Origin of the sequence: Arthrobacter sp. TWP1-1 (assembly GCF_049897845.1) — a bacterium.
Lineage (GTDB): Bacteria > Actinomycetota > Actinomycetes > Actinomycetales > Micrococcaceae > Specibacter.
Genome location: NZ_JAFCXC010000011.1, coordinates 79,221 through 97,632 on the forward strand (window position 1 = coordinate 79,221; position 18,412 = coordinate 97,632).

Here is an 18,412-nt window from a genome sequence, read left to right on the forward strand (position 1 = left end):
TCACCGCTTGCGTGATGCCACACAGAGTCGTGGTGAAAGGAAAGAAGTATGTCTACGCAACTTGAACCGGAGGCACTCCCCGGTCGAAAAGGAGCCCACAAGGGTGGTGAGAATAAAGAAGTTGGCCAGGACCGCAAGGAAAAAACCCAGGGGCGTGTAGCAGCGTTGCTGGTTGCGCCAACCCTGATCGTGCTGGCCATCGTCATCTTGTACCCGGTGATCAACGCCATCTTCATGTCCTTCCAACAGGACGAGGGTCTTGACCCCGTGACGGGTAGTTTTGTGGCCGGTGGTTTTGCCGGATTCGCCAACTACATCCACTGGCTGTTTCAACAGTGTGAGACACCTACGGGTGCCGCCAGCTGCCCGCCTGGGACATTGGGTGCCCAGTTCTGGAGCGCCACCGGTGTCACCTTCTTCTTCACCGTTGTCACAGTTTTCTTTGAAACCATTCTTGGTTTCTGGATGGCACTCATCATGGCCCGCACCTTCCGTGGCCGCAGCGTCCTGCGGGCGGCCGTGCTGGTCCCGTGGGCCATCCCCACGGCAGTTACGGCCAAGCTGTGGTTCTTCATTTTCGCTTTTGATGGCATTGTGAACACGTTGTTCAACACCGAGATCCTGTGGACCGGTAGCCAGGGCCCCGCCCAGGCGGCCATCATCATCGCCGACGTTTGGAAGACAACCCCATTCATGGCGTTGCTCATCCTAGCCGGGCTGCAGATGATCCCTGCCGAGGTGTATGAGGCAGCCAAGGTCGACGGCGCATCGGCGTGGCAACGCTTCCGCCTCATCACCCTGCCGCTGGTCAAGCCGGCGCTCATGGTGGCCATCTTGTTCCGCGTCCTTGATGCCTTGCGCATGTACGATCTGCCAGCCATCATGACGGGCGGCGCCAACGGCACCACCACACTGTCCATCTTGGTGGTCAACCAGATTCGCGTCGGCTTCAATTCCGCGGCGGCCCTGTCCACCATCACCTTCCTGATCATCTTCATCGTGGCATTTATCTTTGTGCGGTTCCTCGGGGCCAGCGCCGTTGAGTCCGCAAGTTTCGGGGCAAGGGGGAAAACGAAATGAGCACCACAATCTCTACCGTGAATGACCATACTGCTGCTGCCAAGTCAGTGGCTAGGCGCAGGGAAAATTGGTCCAGCACCCGCACCTATGTCAGCGCCGCCGTCATCGTCATCTGGTGTCTGCTGCCGTTTTACTGGATGATTGTCACCGCCTTCCGAGACGTTGGCTACACCTTTGATTCGACCCCGTTTTTTACCCACGTCACTTGGGATAACTTTAAGACGGCGTTCTCATCCCAGATGGGCAACCACCTAGACCGGGCGCTGCTGAACTCGCTGTTCATCTCCGCCGTGACCACCGTTGTGGCCCTGCTGTTCGGGGTCTTCGCAGCTTACGCGCTGGCCCGGCTGAAATTCCGTGGCAAATTTATAGTGCTGGGTGTGGTCTTGGGTGCCTCGATGTTCCCGGGCGTCGCCATCGTCACCCCGCTGTTTCAGCTCTTTGGAAACATTGGCTGGATCGGCACCTACCAGGCGATGATCATTCCGAACATCTCCTTCGTTTTGCCATTGACCGTGTACACGCTGACGTCCTTCTTCCAGGAAATGCCTTGGGAGTTGGAGGAGGCGGCCCGCATCGACGGGTGCACGCAGGGGCAGGCGTTCCGCAAGATCATCATGCCGTTGGCGGCACCGGCAGTATTTACTACCGCGATCCTTGCCTTCATCGCTTCATGGAACGAATACTTGATTGCCAGCATCCTCTCCAATGACGCTACCCAAACGGTCACCGTGGCCATCGCCCGCTTTGCCGGTTCCGAGCCCCACCAAGAACCGTATACGGCAGTCATGGCGGCCGGAACTGTGGTCACTATTCCATTGGTGATCCTGGTGTTGATCTTCCAGCGCAAGATCGTGGCTGGTCTGACGGCAGGGGCGGTGAAATAGGCCATGGGGCGCAAGCAGAACGAGCCTGAGAATGCCCTGCACATCCCCACAAGCAAGCAAAAGAGTGCCGAGGATTTTGACATCATCATTGGGTTTCTCGGTTTTTGGGCGGTTGTCCTCTTCGCTGTGACGCTATGGCTTGAGCTCACCGGACAGCCGGCTCTAATGTGGGCGTTAGGATTGTTGCTGGTCTGTTTGGGGCTGTGGGGCATGATCCGGCTTCGCCGGAAACTACCGGCTAGGCGGGGCAGGCGGCCCCAATAGCGCAAGGCCGGGGAAGAGTGAAGGAGGCAGGGCATGAGGGTCAGTATTGATGACGTTGCCGCACGCGCAGAAGTCTCTACAGCAACTGTTTCACGTGCCCTGCGGGGCCTCCCCAAGGTCAACGCCGCCACCCGGGAACGAGTTCTGGCCGCGGCCCAGGAACTGGGCTACGTGCCATCCCCGTCGGCCACGAGATTGGCCACGGGGAGGACTAAAACCGTGGGAGTGCTCGTTCCGTTCATCGACCGGTGGTACTTTGCGCATGCGTTGGAAGGTATTGACCAGGAGTTGCGCGAGCACGGCTACAACTTGCTGCTGTTCAGTCTTGGCGGCTACCTGCACGGTCAACAGCGTCGGTTTACCGAACAAATGGTCCGTAAGCAGATCGACGCGTTGGTGGTTCTTTGCCTAGGGCTTACGGCCACGGAACTGACGGAGCTGCAGCGAACCCAGGTTCCCATGATTTCGGTTGGCGGTCCGGTTGAGGGCTGCCGGGGTGTGCACGTGGATGACTCGGCGGCCGCTGCCGCAGCGACCCAACACCTTATTGACCTTGGCCATCGGAAGATCGGGCATCTGCGCGGCGGCATCAACGATGAGAAGAACTTCGTCGTTCCGGCACTGCGCTCGGAGGCATTCGAGGCCACCATGCGCCATGCTGGCCTGGAACTTCGTCCTGAATGGAACATCGCCGGCGACTACACCGTGACTGAGGGCGTGGCGGCGGCTGTCCGTCTATTTGACCTGCCGGGGGAGCGCCCCACGGCTGTGTTCTGTGGCTCCGATGAAATGGCGCTGGGGTTGATGTTTGAGGCTCGGCGACGCGGCATTCGCGTTCCCGAAGACTTGTCGGTGATCGGCATTGACGACCACGATTTCTCGGCACCTGCCGGCCTGTCCACCATCGCGCAAAAACCTCTGGAGCACGGGCGGCGGGCCGCACAAATGCTCCTTGCGGAGCTAGATGGAGAAATCGGGGCCATCCAAGAAGAACTTATGCCGTTTCGGCTGATCCACCGCGAATCCACGGCACAGCCGCAGGGTTAGCTGGCTCGGGCCAGCTGCCTGATCGGCATCCACCGGTTGGCGAGCCTGCGGTACGCGGCCGCCGCGCCGGTGAAATCACCTTCTGCCAAGCATTCCAATCCCATGTGCACATCGGCTGGTGAGTCATCGGGGTGCACCTTGTTGGCCACGGGACCATAATCAAGCTCGACCACACCTGCCTCGCTGAAACCAGAAAGCCAGTTGAGCAGGTCCGTCAGTTCAGTGAACAAGTCAAGGTCGGGAGCCATCGTGGCCAGCATGTCTAGGGTGCGTTTGGCCCGGCCAACGGCCGTGGCCACAGGTACTTGAATCCGTACCGTGAGGATCCGGCCGTTGGCCTCAACAACTTCCATGCGATCGTTGGCATAAATCAGGATGAACCAACTAAAGGGGATGCCCCATGTCGACGACCGGGTCTGCAGGGGCATCTCCAGGTAGTGGCTCGTCGAGGCGCGTTCCACATCCAATGTCCACTCCTCTTGGGAGAGGATCAGCGTAGCCAGCTGTTCCATGTTTCCGGCAATCAGCTCGGCCGCGCTGGCAATGGACCGGGCAACTACCTGGTTAGGCGCGTACAACGTCGGTTCGTCCTCGCCCATGGTGAGCACGCGCACCCGGTCCCCATCCGCCGTCGGAAGTGGATTTGGAAGCTTCCGGCTGACCCGCCCCAATGAGTCTGCTAGTTCGCTGGCATCGACGCTGATGGCATTTTGTTCCGGCTCCATCCTGCTTTGAAGATAGGCAAACTCGGCGGGGGCGTAGGCCTCACGCGGTAGGTAGACGCGCAGGGTGGAGATAAAAGGAAGTTGCACCCCGCCCAAGTACAGCCCGCCCGTCATGGATCAGCCCAGCTCCACAATTACGGGCGCGTGGTCGGAAGCACCCTTGCCCTTGCGTTCCTCACGGTCAATCTCGGCGGAGGTCACGCGCGCAGCCAAGGCCGGGGAAGCCATCACAAAGTCAATGCGCATTCCTTCTTTTTTGGGGAAGCGAAGCTGGGTGTAGTCCCAGTAGGTGTAAACGCCGGGCCCCGGATGCAGGGGACGTACGACGTCGGCAAAACCTGCCGCTTCAAACGCCGAGAATGCCGCGCGTTCGGGTTCGCTGACGTGGGTCAAACCCTGGGCGCGGAAGAAGTCTATGTCCCAGACGTCGTCGTCCTTGGGTGCGATGTTCCAGTCACCCATGAGGGCGATCTGGGCGTTGGGGTCCTCCGCGAGCCAGCCGGTGGCCTGGTTCTTGAGCTCGTCCAGCCAGGAAAGTTTGTAGGGCATGTGCTCGTCATCAAGGGCACGGCCATTGGGAACGTACAGGCTCCAGATGCGCACGCCGTTACACGTGGCGGCGATGGCGCGGGCCTCCTGAACGGGGTCCTTGCCGCCCTTGCCAAACGCCGGCTGGCCGGAGAAGGTGCGTTCCACGTCTTCCAGGCCAACTCGGGAGGCGATGGCAACGCCGTTCCACTGGCTAAAGCCGAAGTGGGCCACCTCGTAACCGTTGTTTTCAAAGAGTTCCCAGGGGAAGTTCTCGTCCTTGCACTTGGTTTCTTGGATGGCCAGCACATCGGCGTCGGTACGGCGCAGCCAGTCCTCCACGCGGTCGGCACGGGCGCGCAGCGAGTTCACATTCCAGGTAGCAATCTTCACCTATCCAAGCTATCAAGGAAATGCCGGAGGCGGGTTGCAAGAAATGCCTCGCGAATGGAATAACTGTGGGCAGAGACACCATTGAAATGCCCAGAAAAGGCGCATAATTCCACTTTGGTTACAAAATGGTAACGCCCGCTCAGCCGCCAGTGCTCGATGGGATGTGTTGACTTTGTGGGTTATGGAGGCGAAAAAACGGCAAAATTACGCTGATAGTGAAAATGTCTCTGTTAGCGTGGAGGTGAACCAGTAGACCGACAAGCCTGCGGGCAACTGCCATGAGCCGGTGCACAAGATGACGAATCATCCTTGCATCCGCACGAGGCAGCCAGACACAGGCCGTCGAACTGGCGGCAGGGATAGCTTCCCGTTCCTCACCATCCGTGGGGCCGTCTTTCCTTGCTGCCCCGGCCGGGGCGTGCGGGGAAGCGAAGAGTTTGACGCGTAACAACGCCTGCAGCACGAAAACACCAATCGCGACCGTTCGCCCGATCCGCGGCCCTTGGCCATGGGTGCGAACGCTTGCGTAGATGGGTACTACGTGTACGAATCCACAGTGTACGAATCCACGAATGATGCAACGCAAAATGTTGCCAATGACGCCGGAATCAAGAACGCCGAAAACGATATCGCACTGAGCGTCAAGAATGTTTACAAGGTATTTGGCAAGCGCCCTGCAGAGGTCATTAAGCGGCTCAAGGGTGGCAAGAAGCGCCATGAATTGACCGCGCTGGGCACAGCCGCCGTCATCGATGCCTCCTTTGAGGTCAAAAAGGGTGAGATTTTTGTGGTCATGGGCCTTTCCGGCTCTGGCAAGTCCACGCTGATCCGCACCCTCAACGGGCTGTGGGCACCGACCCAGGGCTCCGTGGTGGTGGGTGGAACCGACATTTCCAAGGTCAGCGACAAGGAACTGCGCCGGGTCCGCCAGCAAAAGATATCCATGGTCTTCCAGCACTTCGCCCTGATGCCGCACCGCACCGTGCTAGAAAACGCCGCCTACGCACTAGAAGTGCAGGGCGTGGCAAAGGCTGAGCGACTGGCCCGCGCCGAGAAGATTCTCACCCTGGTTGGCCTTGATGGTTGGGGCGAAAAGTACCCTAGCGAGCTCTCCGGCGGCATGCAGCAGCGTGTTGGTCTGGCCCGCGCACTGTCCGCCGAAACGGACATTCTGTTGATGGATGAGGCCTTTTCCGCACTCGATCCGCTGATCCGCCGCGAGATGCAGGAACAGCTGGTCCTCCTGCAATCTGAGCTGGACAAGACCATAGTCTTCATCACCCACGATCTCAACGAGGCCATGTTCCTCGGTGACAGGATCGCCGTCATGCGCGACGGCGAGATTGTTCAGATCGGCACGCCGGATGAAATTCTGACCAACCCGGCCAACGATTATGTGGCCCAGTTTGTGCAGGATGTGGACCGGACCCGTGTGCTGACGGCAGGTGGCGTGATGGAACCGCCGCTGGCAGTCGTCAACCTTTCCGGCGGGCCGCGCAACGCCCTGCGCACCATGCGTGACCTGCAGGTTTCCGCAGCGTTTGTTGTTGATCGCCGTCGCAATTATCTGGGCATCGTGCGTGACCGCGACGTCATGAAGCAGGTTGAGGCGCACAGCTCCGATCTGAGCGCCGTGGTTCGGGTTGGTATTGAACCGGTCAGCCCCGACACCGCATTGAACGATCTCTTTGGACGCGCCGTTGAGAGCCCTATTCCCCTGCCTGTAGTGGACGACGCCGGACGGCTCGTTGGTGCCTTGCCGCGAGTCACGCTGTTGGCCGCCTTGGGCAACGTTCCCTCAACCACAGGTGATCTCCCAGTGGTTGATACGGCCGTTGCACCCATCCCCGAACAAGATGTCACCGCCGCGCTGGCGCTGACCGAAGGAGACGCATAATGGAACCGATTTTTAGGATCCCGTTGGGCGAATGGGTAGAAGTGGGCCTTGATTGGCTGACCACTACGCTGGATGCCTTCTTCGATTTGATCCGCGCCATTCTTGTCGGCGCCTATGACGGAATCGAATGGTTGTTTGCGGCACCGCCCTACTGGGTCGTCATCGTCGTTTTGGCTGCGATTGCGTGGTGGGTCAGTGGCTGGAAGCTGGGCGTTGGAACAGTCATCGGCTTTGCCGTTATTGTCGGCGTCGACCAGTGGGAGAACGCGATGGATTCCCTCGCTCTGGTACTGATTGCCACCGTTGTTGCCGTTGCCATCAGCATTCCGCTGGGCATCTTGGCCGCCAGATCAAACCGGGCGTCGTCGATCATCAAACCCATTTTGGACTTCATGCAGACCATGCCCGCCATGGTTTATCTGATTCCTGCCCTCGTCATGTTCCGGGTTGGTGTGGTCCCAGGGATCGTCGCCACGATCATCTTCTCCATGGCCCCCGGCGTCCGCTTCACCGAACTGGGCATTCGTGGCGTGGACAAGGAAGTGGTTGAGGCCGGGCACGCTTTCGGTTCCAGCCCGGGCCGCATCCTTCGCCAGATTCAGCTGCCGTTGGCGCGCCCCACCATCATGGCCGGTGTAAACCAGGTCATCATGCTCTCGCTGTCCATGGTGGTCATTGCCGGCATGGTCGGAGCTGGCGGCTTGGGTGGAGATGTTGTTGCCAGCCTGGGCCGAATCGATGCTGGACTCGGCTTCGAAGCTGGCATCGCCGTCGTTATTTTGGCCATTTACCTTGACCGCGTCACGGCAAGTTTCGGCACTAACAGCACAGCAAAGCGCGGCAAGAAGAACGCCTAGGCGCCTGCGAAAAATAGTTTTGCAAACCAATCGCGGCAGCAATGTGTTTAGTGCTGCCAATGAAAGGAATGAATCATGAACAAGAAATTCTTAGTTGTGACTGCCCTTGCAGCAACCGTAGCCCTGGGGCTGAGTGCTTGTGGCTCCGGAACGAGCGCGGCCTTGGAGAATGGTGACAAGAAGGACGTCTCCATTGCCGTCTTCAATGGCTGGGATGAGGGCATCGCGGCCTCGGAGCTGTGGAAGGTGATCCTTGATGAAAAGGGATACGACGTCGAACTGGAAAATGCGGACGTGGCTCCTGCCTACTCCGGACTTTCAACGGGCGACTACGACGTAGCTCTAGATACTTGGTTGCCGGTCACGCACAAAAGCTACATTGAAGAGTATGGCGACAAGCTCACCGATCTGGGCGTCTGGAATGATGACGCCAAGCTGACGATCGCTGTCAACGCGGATGCCCCCATCGACTCTCTCGATGAGCTGGCGGCTAATGCTGACTCGTTTGGTAACAGGATTGTTGGCATTGAGCCCGGTGCTGGCTTGACCAAGGTCACCAGTGAGGATGTCATCCCAGGTTATGGCTTGGACAAGATGGAGTACCTGACTTCCTCCACCCCCGCCATGCTTTCAGAACTGAAGGCAGCCAGCACCAAGGGCGAGAACATTGCTGTGACGCTGTGGCGCCCGCACTGGGCCTATGACGCTTTCCCAGTCAAGGACCTGAAGGACCCCAAGGGTCTTTTGGGTGAGGCAGAGGGTGTCCATAGCTACTCACGTCTGGACTTCGACAAGGACTACCCCACCCTGAACCAGTGGCTCAAGGACTTCAAGATGGACTCCAAGACGCTGGCCTCCTTGGAGAACGCCATGTTTGGCGGCGAGAAGACCACGGATTACACAGCGATTATTGAGAAGTGGATCGGCGAGAACCAGGAATACGTGGACTCACTGACTAAGTAACACTGACGTTGTAACGGAGCTACTTCCACCAGGAATCAAGCAAGGACACAGGCACCGTGCGCTTGTGTCGGCTCCGTAGATACCTAGTTTCAATGGATTCGGCGGCTGCCTCAGGGATAGTTTTTCCCTCGAGGTAGTCGTCAATTTCGTTGTAGGTGATGCCGAGCTCGTCCTCGTCGGTGCGGCCGGGGACGCCGTCAAGAAGGTCCGCAGTTGGTACCTTGTTCCAAATCTGTTCGGGGGCGCCCAGCTCCTGCAGCAGCGCCCGGTTCTGGCGCTTATTCAGGGTGAACAGGGGCAGGATGTCTGCACCACCGTCACCAAATTTTGTGAAGAAGCCCGTAACGGACTCTGCCGCGTGGTCGGTGCCGATGACCAACAGGTTGTCATGGCCGGCCAGCGCATACTGGGCGATCATGCGGGAACGGGCCTTGATGTTGCCCTTGTTGAAATCCGTGACATCGTCCCTTGAGGTCTTAGCGAACTCGGCCTCAAAGCCATCAACGGCCGGGGCGATGTTGAACGTCCATTCGGTCTTGGCGTTGATGAACTTCAGGGCCGCCTGGGCGTCATCTTCGTCATGTTGGACGCCATAGGGGAGGCGTACGGCGATGAAGTTCGCGTCGATTCCTTCGTCTGCGAGTTCCTCAACGGCCAGCTGCGCCAAGCGGCCGGCCAGCGAAGAATCGAGCCCACCGCTGATGCCCAGCACGTAGCCCTTTGTGCCGGTGCTCTTGAGGTAGTCCTTCAAGAACCCCACCCGCCGAGCGATTTCCACCGTCGGGTCAATCGTGGGCTGGACGCCGAGTTCTGCAATGATCTGTGCCTGTAGTTCGCGCATGTGACTAGCGTAGCTTGTGCGTATTTCGGCTGTGTTGCCTGCGCCCATTTAGAAACCGAAAAAGAAATCAGCCCTGATTGCCAGGATGGGCGCGATCCCAGATGGTCGATGATTCTTCAATCGATTGGTACACAATCTTGGTCATTGCCGCCTGCGCTCCGTCGGCGTCGCCGTGTTGGATGGCAGTCGCCACATCAACATGAAATTGCAAAGCCTCGTGGTCAGGTGTGAGAGGCATCAGTCCATGTTCCGTACGCCCCACCAATATCTCGGTGACAAGGGAGTGAAGCTGGGCGAACATGGGATTCCCTGAAGCCTCCAAGACCAGCGAATGAAACTTGATGTCCAGTTCCAGGAATTCCTCGATGTGACCAACCTGCGCGGCGGCCCACATTTTTGCGGAGAGGCCGACAAGCTCACTGGCGGAGGATGAAGGTGCCTGCTGTGCGGCCAGCCGGGCAGCGTGAGGTTCGATGGCAACCCGTAGGTCGCTCAAGCTCCTGAGTTGTTCCAACCGCTGGTCCGAGGCAAGCCGCCACCGAATCACGGCTGCGTCAAACAAGTTCCAATCGCGCTCCGGCTGGACCACCGTGCCCAAGCGCCGCTTGGACGTCACCAGGCCCATGGAGGAGAGCACACGAATAACCTCACGGACAACAGAGCGCGACACACCGAAGCGCTCTTCGAGATCTGCCATGTGGATCAAGCTTTGCGGCGGGTATTCCTTCGTGACAATTGCAAGTCCCAGTTTGTCCACGAGTGCGGAGTGAAGATCCTCCTTGATGAAGGAGTTGATGACGGAGCCAGCCGGGCCAGGGCGACGTTTAAGGGTGTCGTTTGCCTTTGGGTGCCCTGATTCCGCCATTGGAGTTGTCATGAGGAAAGTGTAGCTGTCATACATATCTTCAGAAACAGTTGATTATGTAGTCCTTATGTGTCTAAGATCACTAATAACGCAGACTTAATCAAATTTCTTCACGAGTCTGTTTCTGGTTTTCCCTTACAACGCAAAGGAAGTCGTAATGAAGCGACGCTCTGTACTTCAGCTCATGGCTGTTGCATCCCTCGTACCGTTTGGTATCACGGCATGTGGTTCTGGCAGTGACGCCGAAGCCTCCGGAACTGTCCGGGTTACGCTGGCCAACCATGTTTGGACAGATGGAATCAAGGCCGCCATCCCCGAATTTGAGAAGGCTAGTGGCCTCAAGGTTGAGCTGACACAACTTGGTGAAGATCAGCTCTCCGACCAGTACAACGTGAAGCTCAACGCCGGCAGCGACGAGATTGACGTCATGATGTACCGCCCGCTTCAGGAAGGTAAGTCATTTGCACAGAACACGTACCTGGCCGACCTCACTGAGCACGTATCCAGCAATGCCGACTGGAACTGGGCCGACTACCAGGATGGGCCCAAGTCGGCTACGACGTTTGAAGGGAAAGTAGTTGGAGTTCCCATCATTACCGAGCGCGAAGTCCTGTACTACCGTAAGGATCTCCTCGAGGCAGCTGGCCTGAAGGTGCCGGCCACTATGGAGGAGCTGGAATCGGCAGCCAAAACTATTTCCGAGGCAAACGCCGGCGTCGCAGGCTTTGTTGCCCGCACCAATAAGTCGGCTGCGGTGACTCAGTTCTCAAGCTTCCTCTACAGCTTTGGTGGAGACTTCATCGATGAGGCCGGAAAGTCGGCCGTCTCTTCCGACGCTGCCAAGAAGGCCTACGCATACTACGGTGGGCTTATCCACAACTATGGCCCCGAAAATGTCAGCACGGATATGAGCTGGCCGGAAGCCATGGCTATCTTCACTCAGGGAAGTGCTGCTTTCTACACGGAAGCCGATTCGCTCTACAAGAATGCAACCGACCCGGCCAAGTCGAAGGTTTCCGACAAGGTTGGCTTCGCGCCCATCCCCGCCGGGCCCGCCGGTTCCAAGCCATACAACATTCCCTCCTGGGGCCTGGCAGTCAACTCGGCCTCGGGCAATCAGGACAACGCCTGGAAGTTCATTGAGTGGGCAACTACGAAGGAACGTACCCTTGCGGCGCAGAAGGCTGGCGTTCCCGGTCCGCGCGCATCCGTTTGGGCAGATCCTGAGGGCACCTCTACCTACCCAAAGGATTTGGCTGCGGCGATTGCTGTCAGCGCCGAGAACGGCGTAGGGCATGACCGCCCGCTCGTTGTGACTGTTGGTAAGGCTCGTGAAATCGTGGGTGAGCCCATCGTCACCGCCATTACTGGCGGCGATTCGGCGGCTGCCGCAGACAAGGCCAACACGGCGTTCCAGGAGTTCCTCGACTCTGACGGTCGCTAGTTTGTAGGGAGCGGTGGCGTGCTGCCGCCGCTCCCGGCAAACTCCTTGAATCTTATTGGGGTGCATTCAGCGCCCCACATCAGCCCATCACGCCAACTCCTTAGGTGAACCATGTCTGTTTCCACAAGCCCCGGCACCGTTGCCAGGGGAACAAAGAAGCCGAAGAATTTCTCGGATTGGGCCAACCATCATAGAAAATGGTTGTTTGCCGCCCCCGCCATGATTTTTGTCGGACTGTTGATCATTTTTCCCCTCGTGTGGACCGTTTACCTGAGTCTGACTGACTCGCACGGATCCGTTCGTGCACCATCCGACTTCATCGGTTTCGCCAACTACCTTGAGGTGCTCTCGGATACCGAGCGATTCTGGCCGGCTACTGGACGCACCGCATTTTTCACTATCACGGCCTTGGTTGTTGAGGTAGTTCTTGGAATGATGATCGCCCTGTTGTTGTGGCGTCCATTCCGCGGTGAAAAGTGGGTCCGTGTCGCTATCCTGCTACCCCTGGTAGCCACCCCGGTTGCCGTTGGCATGATGTGGCGGCTCATTTTCGATCCGAACATTGGCTTCGCCAACCAGATGCTGGGCTGGGTTGGTATTCCCCCTCAGCCCTGGCTCTCGGGCCAACACACAGCACTTCCCACCACCATCTTTATGGATATCTGGCAGTGGACCCCCATGGTTGTACTCATCCTGCTCGCGGGTCTGACCTCTCTGTCGGATGAGCCGGACGAGGCCGCCCGAATGGACGGCGCGAACGCCTGGCAGCGATTCATCTATGTAACGCTGCCGCTCATGATGCCCACCGTGATCGTCGCTATTCTCCTGCGAAGCATTGATGCGCTGAAGACCTTCGACATCCTCTATGCCACCAAGGGCAAGGGCGGCGGTTCATTCCATGAGGTTGAGACCCTGAACGTCTACGCGTATGGCCTCAGCTTCGATTACAACGAGTATGGCTTGTCATCCGCCGTTCTCATGATCTTCTTCTTCATCATCATTGGCGTCATGTGGATCCTGACCCGGCGTAAGAAAGGCAGCAAGTAGATGTCAAGCACAATCAGTACGCCGAATAGTCAGCCAACCGTGACCGGCCGGAGAGCCAATACGGCCAGGCGCCGTCCGCTAGGGGCGCTTGCGTATAAGCGTTTTCGCTTTGTGGCGTTGGCGCTCGTTGTTCTCTTCCTGCTAGCGCCTCTGGCCTGGCTCGTAGCCTCTTCCTTGAAGACAAATGTGGATATCTACGATTCCTCGAAGACCTTCTTCTTCACCCCCACATGGGAAAATTACGCCAATGTGTTGACCCGCAATAACTATTTCGTCTTCATCTTCAATAGCTTCTGGGTTGCCACAGTCTCCACCATCTTGTCCCTGGTCCTCGGTGTACCTGCCGCGTATGCCATGAGCCGATTCACCATGCATCGTTCGGCGCTCGTGGTTCTTATGGCGCGCGTTATCCCGGGTATCTCCTTGCTCGTGCCTTGGTACTACGTCTTCTCCAACATGAAAATGGTTGGCGGCTTCACCGTTTTGATCCTGAGCCACATGTTTGTGGCCTTGCCATTGATTGTCTACATCATGATGAGCTACTTCGACTCGATGCCGTTGGAATTGGAAGAGTCGGCACAGGTCGATGGATTGACACCGATTGGCGCTTTCCAGCGGATCACCTTGCCCTTGTCGGTGGGAGGCATGGCCACCGCCGGAATCCTGTCGTTCATTTTCTCGTGGAACAACTTCATGTTCGCCTTGGTTCTTTCCGGATCCAAGACAAAAACTCTGCCGGTAGCCATCTTTGACTTTGTCTCTTACGCCAGTATCGACTGGGGTGGACTCATGGCTGCGGCCACCGTGGTGACCGTGCCGATTATGATCATTGCGCTCTTCACGCAGAAGTACATTGTGTCCGGTATGACCGCCGGCGCGACCAAGGGATAGGTACCGTCGGTGACTAAGATCGTCAAGATTGAAACATTCCTGGTGCCGCCGCGCTGGTTGTTTGTCCGGATCGAAACCTCCAGCGGAATCGTTGGATGGGGCGAGGCGACCTGCGAAGGCAGAAGCGAAACGGTTCGGACCGCCGTGGATCAGCTGTCCGAAATTCTCATGGAGCAGGATGCTCTCCGGATCGAGGACCACTGGCAGGTTATGACCAAGGGCTCGTTCTACCGGGGTGGGCCGATCCTTTCGAGCGCCGTTTCCGGACTGGATCAGGCTTTGTGGGATATCGCCGGGAAACACTTCAACACCCCAGTGCACCAGTTGCTGGGCGGCCACGTCCGGGACCGGATCCGCGCTTATGGGTGGGTCGGCGGTGACGAACCGGATGAGGTTGCCGATTCCATTGCAGCTCAGCTGGAAGTCGGACTGACCGCCGTAAAGATGAACGCGAGTGGCAAGATGAGTCCGTTGGGGACAGTTGCCGAGATCGACGGCGTTGTGCGCCGTGTCGCCGCGGCTCGCGAAGTGTTGGGGGAACACCGGGATGTCGCCGTCGATTTTCACGGTCGCTTCACGCTGGCGAACGCCCGAAAAGTGGCGCCCTTGTTAGAGCCGTTCCGTCCCTTCTTCTTGGAGGAGCCAGTAGTTCCGGAGAACTCGCATCTGCTGGCACAGTTCGTCTCGTCCACTACGATTCCCGTGGCAACAGGTGAGCGGCTCTATAACCGGCAGGAATTCTTGCCGGCGCTTCAGGCCGGAATCGCGGTAGCCCAGCCAGATTTGTCCCACGCCGGTGGCATTACGGAGGTACGCAAGATTGCGGCTCTCGCGGAAGTTTATGACGTCCAGTTGGCACCACATTGCCCCTTGGGTCCGCTCGCCCTGGCCGCATGTTTGCAGGTTGGTTTTTCGACGCCGAACTACCTCATCCAGGAGCAAAGTATTGGTATCCACTACAACAAGGGTGCCGAGGTGCTGGATTATGTCGCCAACACCGAGCCTCTGAAGTTTGTTGACGGTCATTTTGAACGTCTCACCGGGGCCGGGCTCGGCATTGAAATAGATGAAAACGCTGTGCGGGAAGCCGACAAGCGCGGCCATGCGTGGCGCGGCCCCGTATGGCGACACTCCGACGGCTCATTTGCAGAATGGTGATGGAAGCAATGGAAACTCCTGAAGAGTTTGTGGCCGGTGTGCAAAAGGCCGGATTGATTGGCATTGTTCGTGGCAGCAGCGGAAAATTCGCGGCTGATGCGGCGCTGGCGCTCATGGAGGAAGGTTTTCGCTATGTGGAGGTCGCGCTCACGACGCCCGATGCGCTCGCTGCGATTACAGAGATCCGAGCCAAGGCGCCCGTCGGAGCGCAGGTGGGAGCGGGCACCGTACTGACCGTGCAAAACGTTACTGACGTCATTGCCGCCGGTGGCCAGTTCATCGTCACCCCCGCAATTTGTGAGGCTGTTGCCGAAGGTGTCCGGCAGGGCCTGCCCGTGGTAGCTGGGGCATTGACGCCAACGGAGATCAACGCGGGGATGATCCAGGGAGCCACGCTAATCAAGCTGTTCCCCGCCTCGTCGGGTGGCCCAAAATACCTGAAGGCGCTGCGGGATCCATTCCCGCAGGTGCCGTTTATCGCCGTTGGCGGCGTCGGGTTGAAGGAAACCGAGGAGTACTGGAACCTCGGTGCGCTCGCGGTCGGGCCGGGTGGGCCGCTCGTTGGTGATGCGGCCTCGGCGGGAGGAGATCTGGGACCACTGCGAGAACGCGCTCGTGAATATCTCGCGGCGGCCAGTCGTTTCGGGGCAAAAAGTCGGCTGCAATGACGGCGGTAGAGCTGCTGACTTTCGGTGAGGCAATGGTCTCATTGCGGTCCCAGGGGCCGTTGGCGCAGGGGGGACCATTGACAACGCACATGGCCGGCAGCGAGGCCAATGTAGCTGTTGCGATGTCGCGATTGGGGCATGCCACCAAATGGGTAGGCCGGATAGGACAGGATCCGCACGGAGAGTTCATCCGGCGCCAGCTTCGAGCTGAAGCAGTTGATGGGCAAATTTCGGTGGATCCAGACCGGGCCACGGGCGTCATGTTCCTCGAACAACGCACGGCTGACATTAGCAGGGCGCTGTACTACCGCCAAGGTTCGGCAGGATCGGAAGTCAGCCTCACGGATGTCGAGCCCGCTTTGGCAGCATCCGCGAGGCTGCTGCATTTGACGGGGATTACGCCGGCGCTGTCACCTCATGCCCGTGAGGCCTTTGACTACGCGGCCGCCGAGGCTGCCGGCCGAGGCATGATTCTCTCTTTGGACGTGAACTATCGCAACAAGCTGTGGTCGAGACAGGAAGCCCGCGATGTACTTTCGCGGGTAGCCCGGCACGTGAAAATAGTGGTCGCCTCGGAGGACGAACTGGGCCTGCTTTCTGCTCGCCCCAACGAGTCCACGCAGGATCTGGCGATACCGACTCTGGCAGCAGAATTGCTGGATCAAGGCGTCGAAGAGGTCGTGGTGAAACTTGGTGCCGACGGCGCGGAGGTTTACACAGCTGCGGGACGTTTTCATGTGGCGGCTTTGCCCGTCAGCTCCGTTGACACGGTGGGAGCGGGCGACGCCTTTACCGCCGGATATTTGTCAGGGCTCTTAGACGGTGAGCCTATCGAGGCCCGACTCCGTAGGGGCAACCTCATGGGGGCCTTCGCGGTGAGCACCAAGGGTGACTGGGAAGGCCTGCCGACTCGAGAAGAACTGGGTCTACTGGGCTCGCAAGAAATGGGAAGCACGCAACGCTGAGCTGCTGGGCGTAAATACCGGGCGCTCTCACAAGAGAGGAATTATCGCGTGAAAATTGTTTCCGCAGAAGTATTTGTCACTAGTCCCAGCCGTAACTTCGTGACCTTGAAGGTCACCACCGATGAAGGTGTTGTTGGTATTGGTGACGCGACCCTGAACGGGCGCGAGCTCGCCGTGGCCGCGTACTTGAAGGAGCATGTTGCTCAGTTGCTGATCGGTCGCGATCCGCACCGCATCGAGGACACCTGGCAGTTCATCTACCGCAGCTCGTACTGGCGCCGCGGCCCGGTCACGATGGCCGCGATCGCCGCCGTCGATATGGCGTTGTGGGACATCAAGGGCAAGATCGCTGGCCTGCCGGTATACCAGCTCCTCGGCGGTGCTTCACGTAACGGTTTGCGCGCTTACGGCCACGCCTCCGGTGCCGATCTTCCTCAGCTCTTTGATTCCGTGCGTGAGCACCTGGAATTGGGCTACAAGTCCATCCGTATCCAGACAGCTGTTCCGGGCATCAAGGCTGTGTACGGTGTTGCTGCCCAGGCTCAGGCTTCGGGGGAGCGTTACGATTACGAGCCCGCCGGTCGTGGCACGTACCCGCAGGAAGAAGACTGGGACACCCGCGCGTACCTGCGTCACCTGCCCACAGTATTCGAAGCTGTCCGGAACGAATTTGGTCCGGAGATCCCGCTGCTGCACGACGGTCACCACCGCATGACGCCGATCCAGGCCGCCAAGTTGGGCAAGTCGTTGGAGCCGTATGACTTGTTCTGGTTGGAGGACTGCACCCCGGCAGAGAACCAGGAAGCGTTGCGTCTGGTGCGTTCACACACCACCACACCGCTGGCTATTGGTGAAATCTTCAACACTGTCTATGACTTCCAGACGTTGATCAAGGAACAGCTCATTGACTACGTGCGCGCTGCCTCGACTCACTTCGGCGGCATCTCGCCGTTGAAGAAGGTCATGGACTACGCCGCGCAGTACCAGATCAAGTCCGGTTTCCATGGCCCCACCGATATCTCTCCTATCGGTTTCGCCGCGCAGTTGCACGTTGGCCTAGCCATCCACAACTACGGTATTCAGGAATACATGCAGCACTCGGATAAGACCAACGAGGTCTTCCAGCAGTCCATGACGTTCAAGGATGGTTACCTCCACCCCGGTGATGCGCCCGGCATCGGTGTGGAATTCAACGAGGAAGCCGCTAAGGCGTTCCCGTACCAGCAGGCGTACCTGCCGTACAACCGTCTTGTTGATGGAACGGTTCACGACTGGTGATCGGCGCAGGTCATGGGATCCATTTAGAATGGATCCCATGACCTCAACACTTGCTGCTGACCGCGCCCGCTTACTCGAACTTGTTAAGGAGCTGGCCGTTGTTCACGGCAAGGTAATCCTGTCTTCCGGCAAGGAAGCCGATTACTACATCGACCTGCGCCGCATCACGCTCCACCACGAGGCCTCACGCCTCGCCGGCCGCGTCATGTTGGCCATGCTGGATGACGCCGGCATCGAATTTGAAACCGCCGGTGGTTTGACCATGGGCGCCGATCCCGTTGGTACCGCCTTGATGCACGCCGCCGGTGATGCCGGCCGCGCCATTGACGCGTTCGTTGTCCGTAAGGCGCAGAAGTCCTACGGCATGGGCCGTCAGGTTGAAGGCCCCGGAGTCGATGGCCGCAAGGTCGTGGTTCTGGAAGACACCTCCACCACGGGTGGCTCCGCTCTGACCGCCGTCGAAGGTGTGCGCAAGGCAGGCGGCAACATCGTGGCCGTCGCCGTGATTGTTGACCGCGACACCGGAGCCAAGGAGCGCATCGAGGCAGAAGCCAACGTGCCTTACCTGTTCATCTTCGGCAAGGACGAGCTCGGCCTGGCCTGAACCAGCTGCC

General features: G+C 58.7%; 18 protein-coding genes. 14 read left to right on the forward strand and 4 right to left on the reverse strand.

What is annotated here, in order from left to right; genetic code table 11:
- The first annotated feature begins 48 nt into the window (after positions 1-48).
- From ACP7B9_RS16155 to ACP7B9_RS16165, 3 genes are all read left to right on the forward strand, one after another.
- A complete protein-coding gene (locus ACP7B9_RS16155) occupies positions 49-1,080 on the forward strand; it encodes a carbohydrate ABC transporter permease (RefSeq protein WP_425864985.1) in 1,032 nt (343 codons plus the stop codon).
- Positions 1,077-1,967: a carbohydrate ABC transporter permease gene (locus ACP7B9_RS16160; RefSeq protein WP_425864986.1), complete on the forward strand. Its 891-nt coding sequence runs from the start codon at positions 1,077-1,079 to the stop codon at positions 1,965-1,967. Before ACP7B9_RS16155 ends, ACP7B9_RS16160 begins: the two co-directional genes overlap by 4 nt.
- Positions 1,968-2,264: 297 nt before the next feature.
- Positions 2,265-3,278 (forward strand): LacI family DNA-binding transcriptional regulator, encoded by a 1,014-nt coding sequence (locus tag ACP7B9_RS16165; protein WP_425864987.1) that lies wholly within the window; start codon positions 2,265-2,267, stop codon positions 3,276-3,278.
- Here the strand turns inward: ACP7B9_RS16165 and ACP7B9_RS16170 are convergent.
- Both ACP7B9_RS16170 and ACP7B9_RS16175 read right to left on the reverse strand, forming a co-directional pair.
- On the reverse strand, positions 3,275-4,117 hold the full coding sequence (locus ACP7B9_RS16170; protein ID WP_425864988.1) for a hypothetical protein: 843 nt from the start codon (positions 4,115-4,117) through the stop codon (positions 3,275-3,277). The two genes, ACP7B9_RS16165 and ACP7B9_RS16170, sit on opposite strands and share 4 nt — an antisense overlap.
- A gap of 3 nt (positions 4,118-4,120) precedes the next feature.
- A complete protein-coding gene (locus ACP7B9_RS16175) occupies positions 4,121-4,924 on the reverse strand; it encodes an exodeoxyribonuclease III (protein WP_425864989.1) in 804 nt (267 codons plus the stop codon).
- Between the two features lie 634 nt (positions 4,925-5,558).
- Between ACP7B9_RS16175 and ACP7B9_RS16180 the strand changes: the two genes are divergently transcribed.
- The 3 genes from ACP7B9_RS16180 to ACP7B9_RS16190 all read left to right on the forward strand — a co-directional run bounded on the left by ACP7B9_RS16180 (position 5,559) and on the right by ACP7B9_RS16190 (position 8,641).
- On the forward strand, positions 5,559-6,821 hold the full coding sequence (locus ACP7B9_RS16180) for a quaternary amine ABC transporter ATP-binding protein (RefSeq protein ID WP_425865036.1): 1,263 nt from the start codon (positions 5,559-5,561) through the stop codon (positions 6,819-6,821).
- Positions 6,821-7,678 carry an ABC transporter permease gene (locus ACP7B9_RS16185; protein ID WP_425864990.1) on the forward strand — a complete coding sequence of 286 codons (858 nt, stop codon included), beginning with the start codon at positions 6,821-6,823 and terminating at the stop codon, positions 7,676-7,678. The genes ACP7B9_RS16180 and ACP7B9_RS16185 overlap by 1 nt, the downstream gene beginning before the upstream one ends.
- Before the next feature lie 75 nt (positions 7,679-7,753).
- Positions 7,754-8,641, forward strand: coding sequence for a glycine betaine ABC transporter substrate-binding protein (locus tag ACP7B9_RS16190; protein WP_425864991.1), 888 nt, complete (start codon positions 7,754-7,756; stop codon positions 8,639-8,641).
- Between the two features lie 19 nt (positions 8,642-8,660).
- On the opposite strand, the gene nadE is transcribed toward ACP7B9_RS16190, so the two are convergent.
- Entirely contained in the window at positions 8,661-9,482 is an 822-nt protein-coding gene (gene nadE, locus ACP7B9_RS16195) for an ammonia-dependent NAD(+) synthetase (RefSeq protein WP_425864992.1), read from the reverse strand.
- Positions 9,483-9,549: 67 nt separating this feature from the next.
- On the reverse strand, positions 9,550-10,359 hold the full coding sequence (locus ACP7B9_RS16200) for a FadR/GntR family transcriptional regulator (protein WP_425864993.1): 810 nt from the start codon (positions 10,357-10,359) through the stop codon (positions 9,550-9,552).
- Positions 10,360-10,504: 145 nt separating this feature from the next.
- Between ACP7B9_RS16200 and ACP7B9_RS16205 the strand changes: the two genes are divergently transcribed.
- The 8 genes from ACP7B9_RS16205 to pyrE all read left to right on the forward strand — a co-directional run bounded on the left by ACP7B9_RS16205 (position 10,505) and on the right by pyrE (position 18,402).
- Positions 10,505-11,791: an ABC transporter substrate-binding protein gene (locus ACP7B9_RS16205; RefSeq protein WP_425864994.1), complete on the forward strand. Its 1,287-nt coding sequence runs from the start codon at positions 10,505-10,507 to the stop codon at positions 11,789-11,791.
- Positions 11,792-11,902: 111 nt separating this feature from the next.
- The gene (locus ACP7B9_RS16210; RefSeq protein ID WP_425864995.1) at positions 11,903-12,838 is read left to right on the forward strand and encodes a carbohydrate ABC transporter permease; all 936 of its coding nucleotides are present in this window, start codon (positions 11,903-11,905) and stop codon (positions 12,836-12,838) included.
- Positions 12,839-13,729 (forward strand): carbohydrate ABC transporter permease, encoded by an 891-nt coding sequence (locus ACP7B9_RS16215; RefSeq protein ID WP_425864996.1) that lies wholly within the window; start codon positions 12,839-12,841, stop codon positions 13,727-13,729.
- Between the two features lie 9 nt (positions 13,730-13,738).
- The gene (dgoD, locus tag ACP7B9_RS16220; RefSeq protein WP_425864997.1) at positions 13,739-14,887 is read left to right on the forward strand and encodes a galactonate dehydratase; all 1,149 of its coding nucleotides are present in this window, start codon (positions 13,739-13,741) and stop codon (positions 14,885-14,887) included.
- A gap of 8 nt (positions 14,888-14,895) precedes the next feature.
- Positions 14,896-15,555, forward strand: a complete 660-nt coding sequence (locus ACP7B9_RS16225; protein ID WP_425864998.1) for a bifunctional 4-hydroxy-2-oxoglutarate aldolase/2-dehydro-3-deoxy-phosphogluconate aldolase — start codon at positions 14,896-14,898, stop codon at positions 15,553-15,555.
- 32 nt (positions 15,556-15,587) lie between these two features.
- Complete coding sequence (locus tag ACP7B9_RS16230; RefSeq protein ID WP_425865037.1) at positions 15,588-16,520, forward strand: sugar kinase; 933 nt, start codon at positions 15,588-15,590, stop codon at positions 16,518-16,520.
- 48 nt (positions 16,521-16,568) lie between these two features.
- On the forward strand, positions 16,569-17,798 hold the full coding sequence (gene manD / locus ACP7B9_RS16235; RefSeq protein WP_425862484.1) for a D-mannonate dehydratase ManD: 1,230 nt from the start codon (positions 16,569-16,571) through the stop codon (positions 17,796-17,798).
- A gap of 37 nt (positions 17,799-17,835) precedes the next feature.
- The gene (pyrE, locus tag ACP7B9_RS16240) at positions 17,836-18,402 is read left to right on the forward strand and encodes an orotate phosphoribosyltransferase (protein ID WP_425864999.1); all 567 of its coding nucleotides are present in this window, start codon (positions 17,836-17,838) and stop codon (positions 18,400-18,402) included.
- Positions 18,403-18,412: the final 10 nt, after the last annotated feature.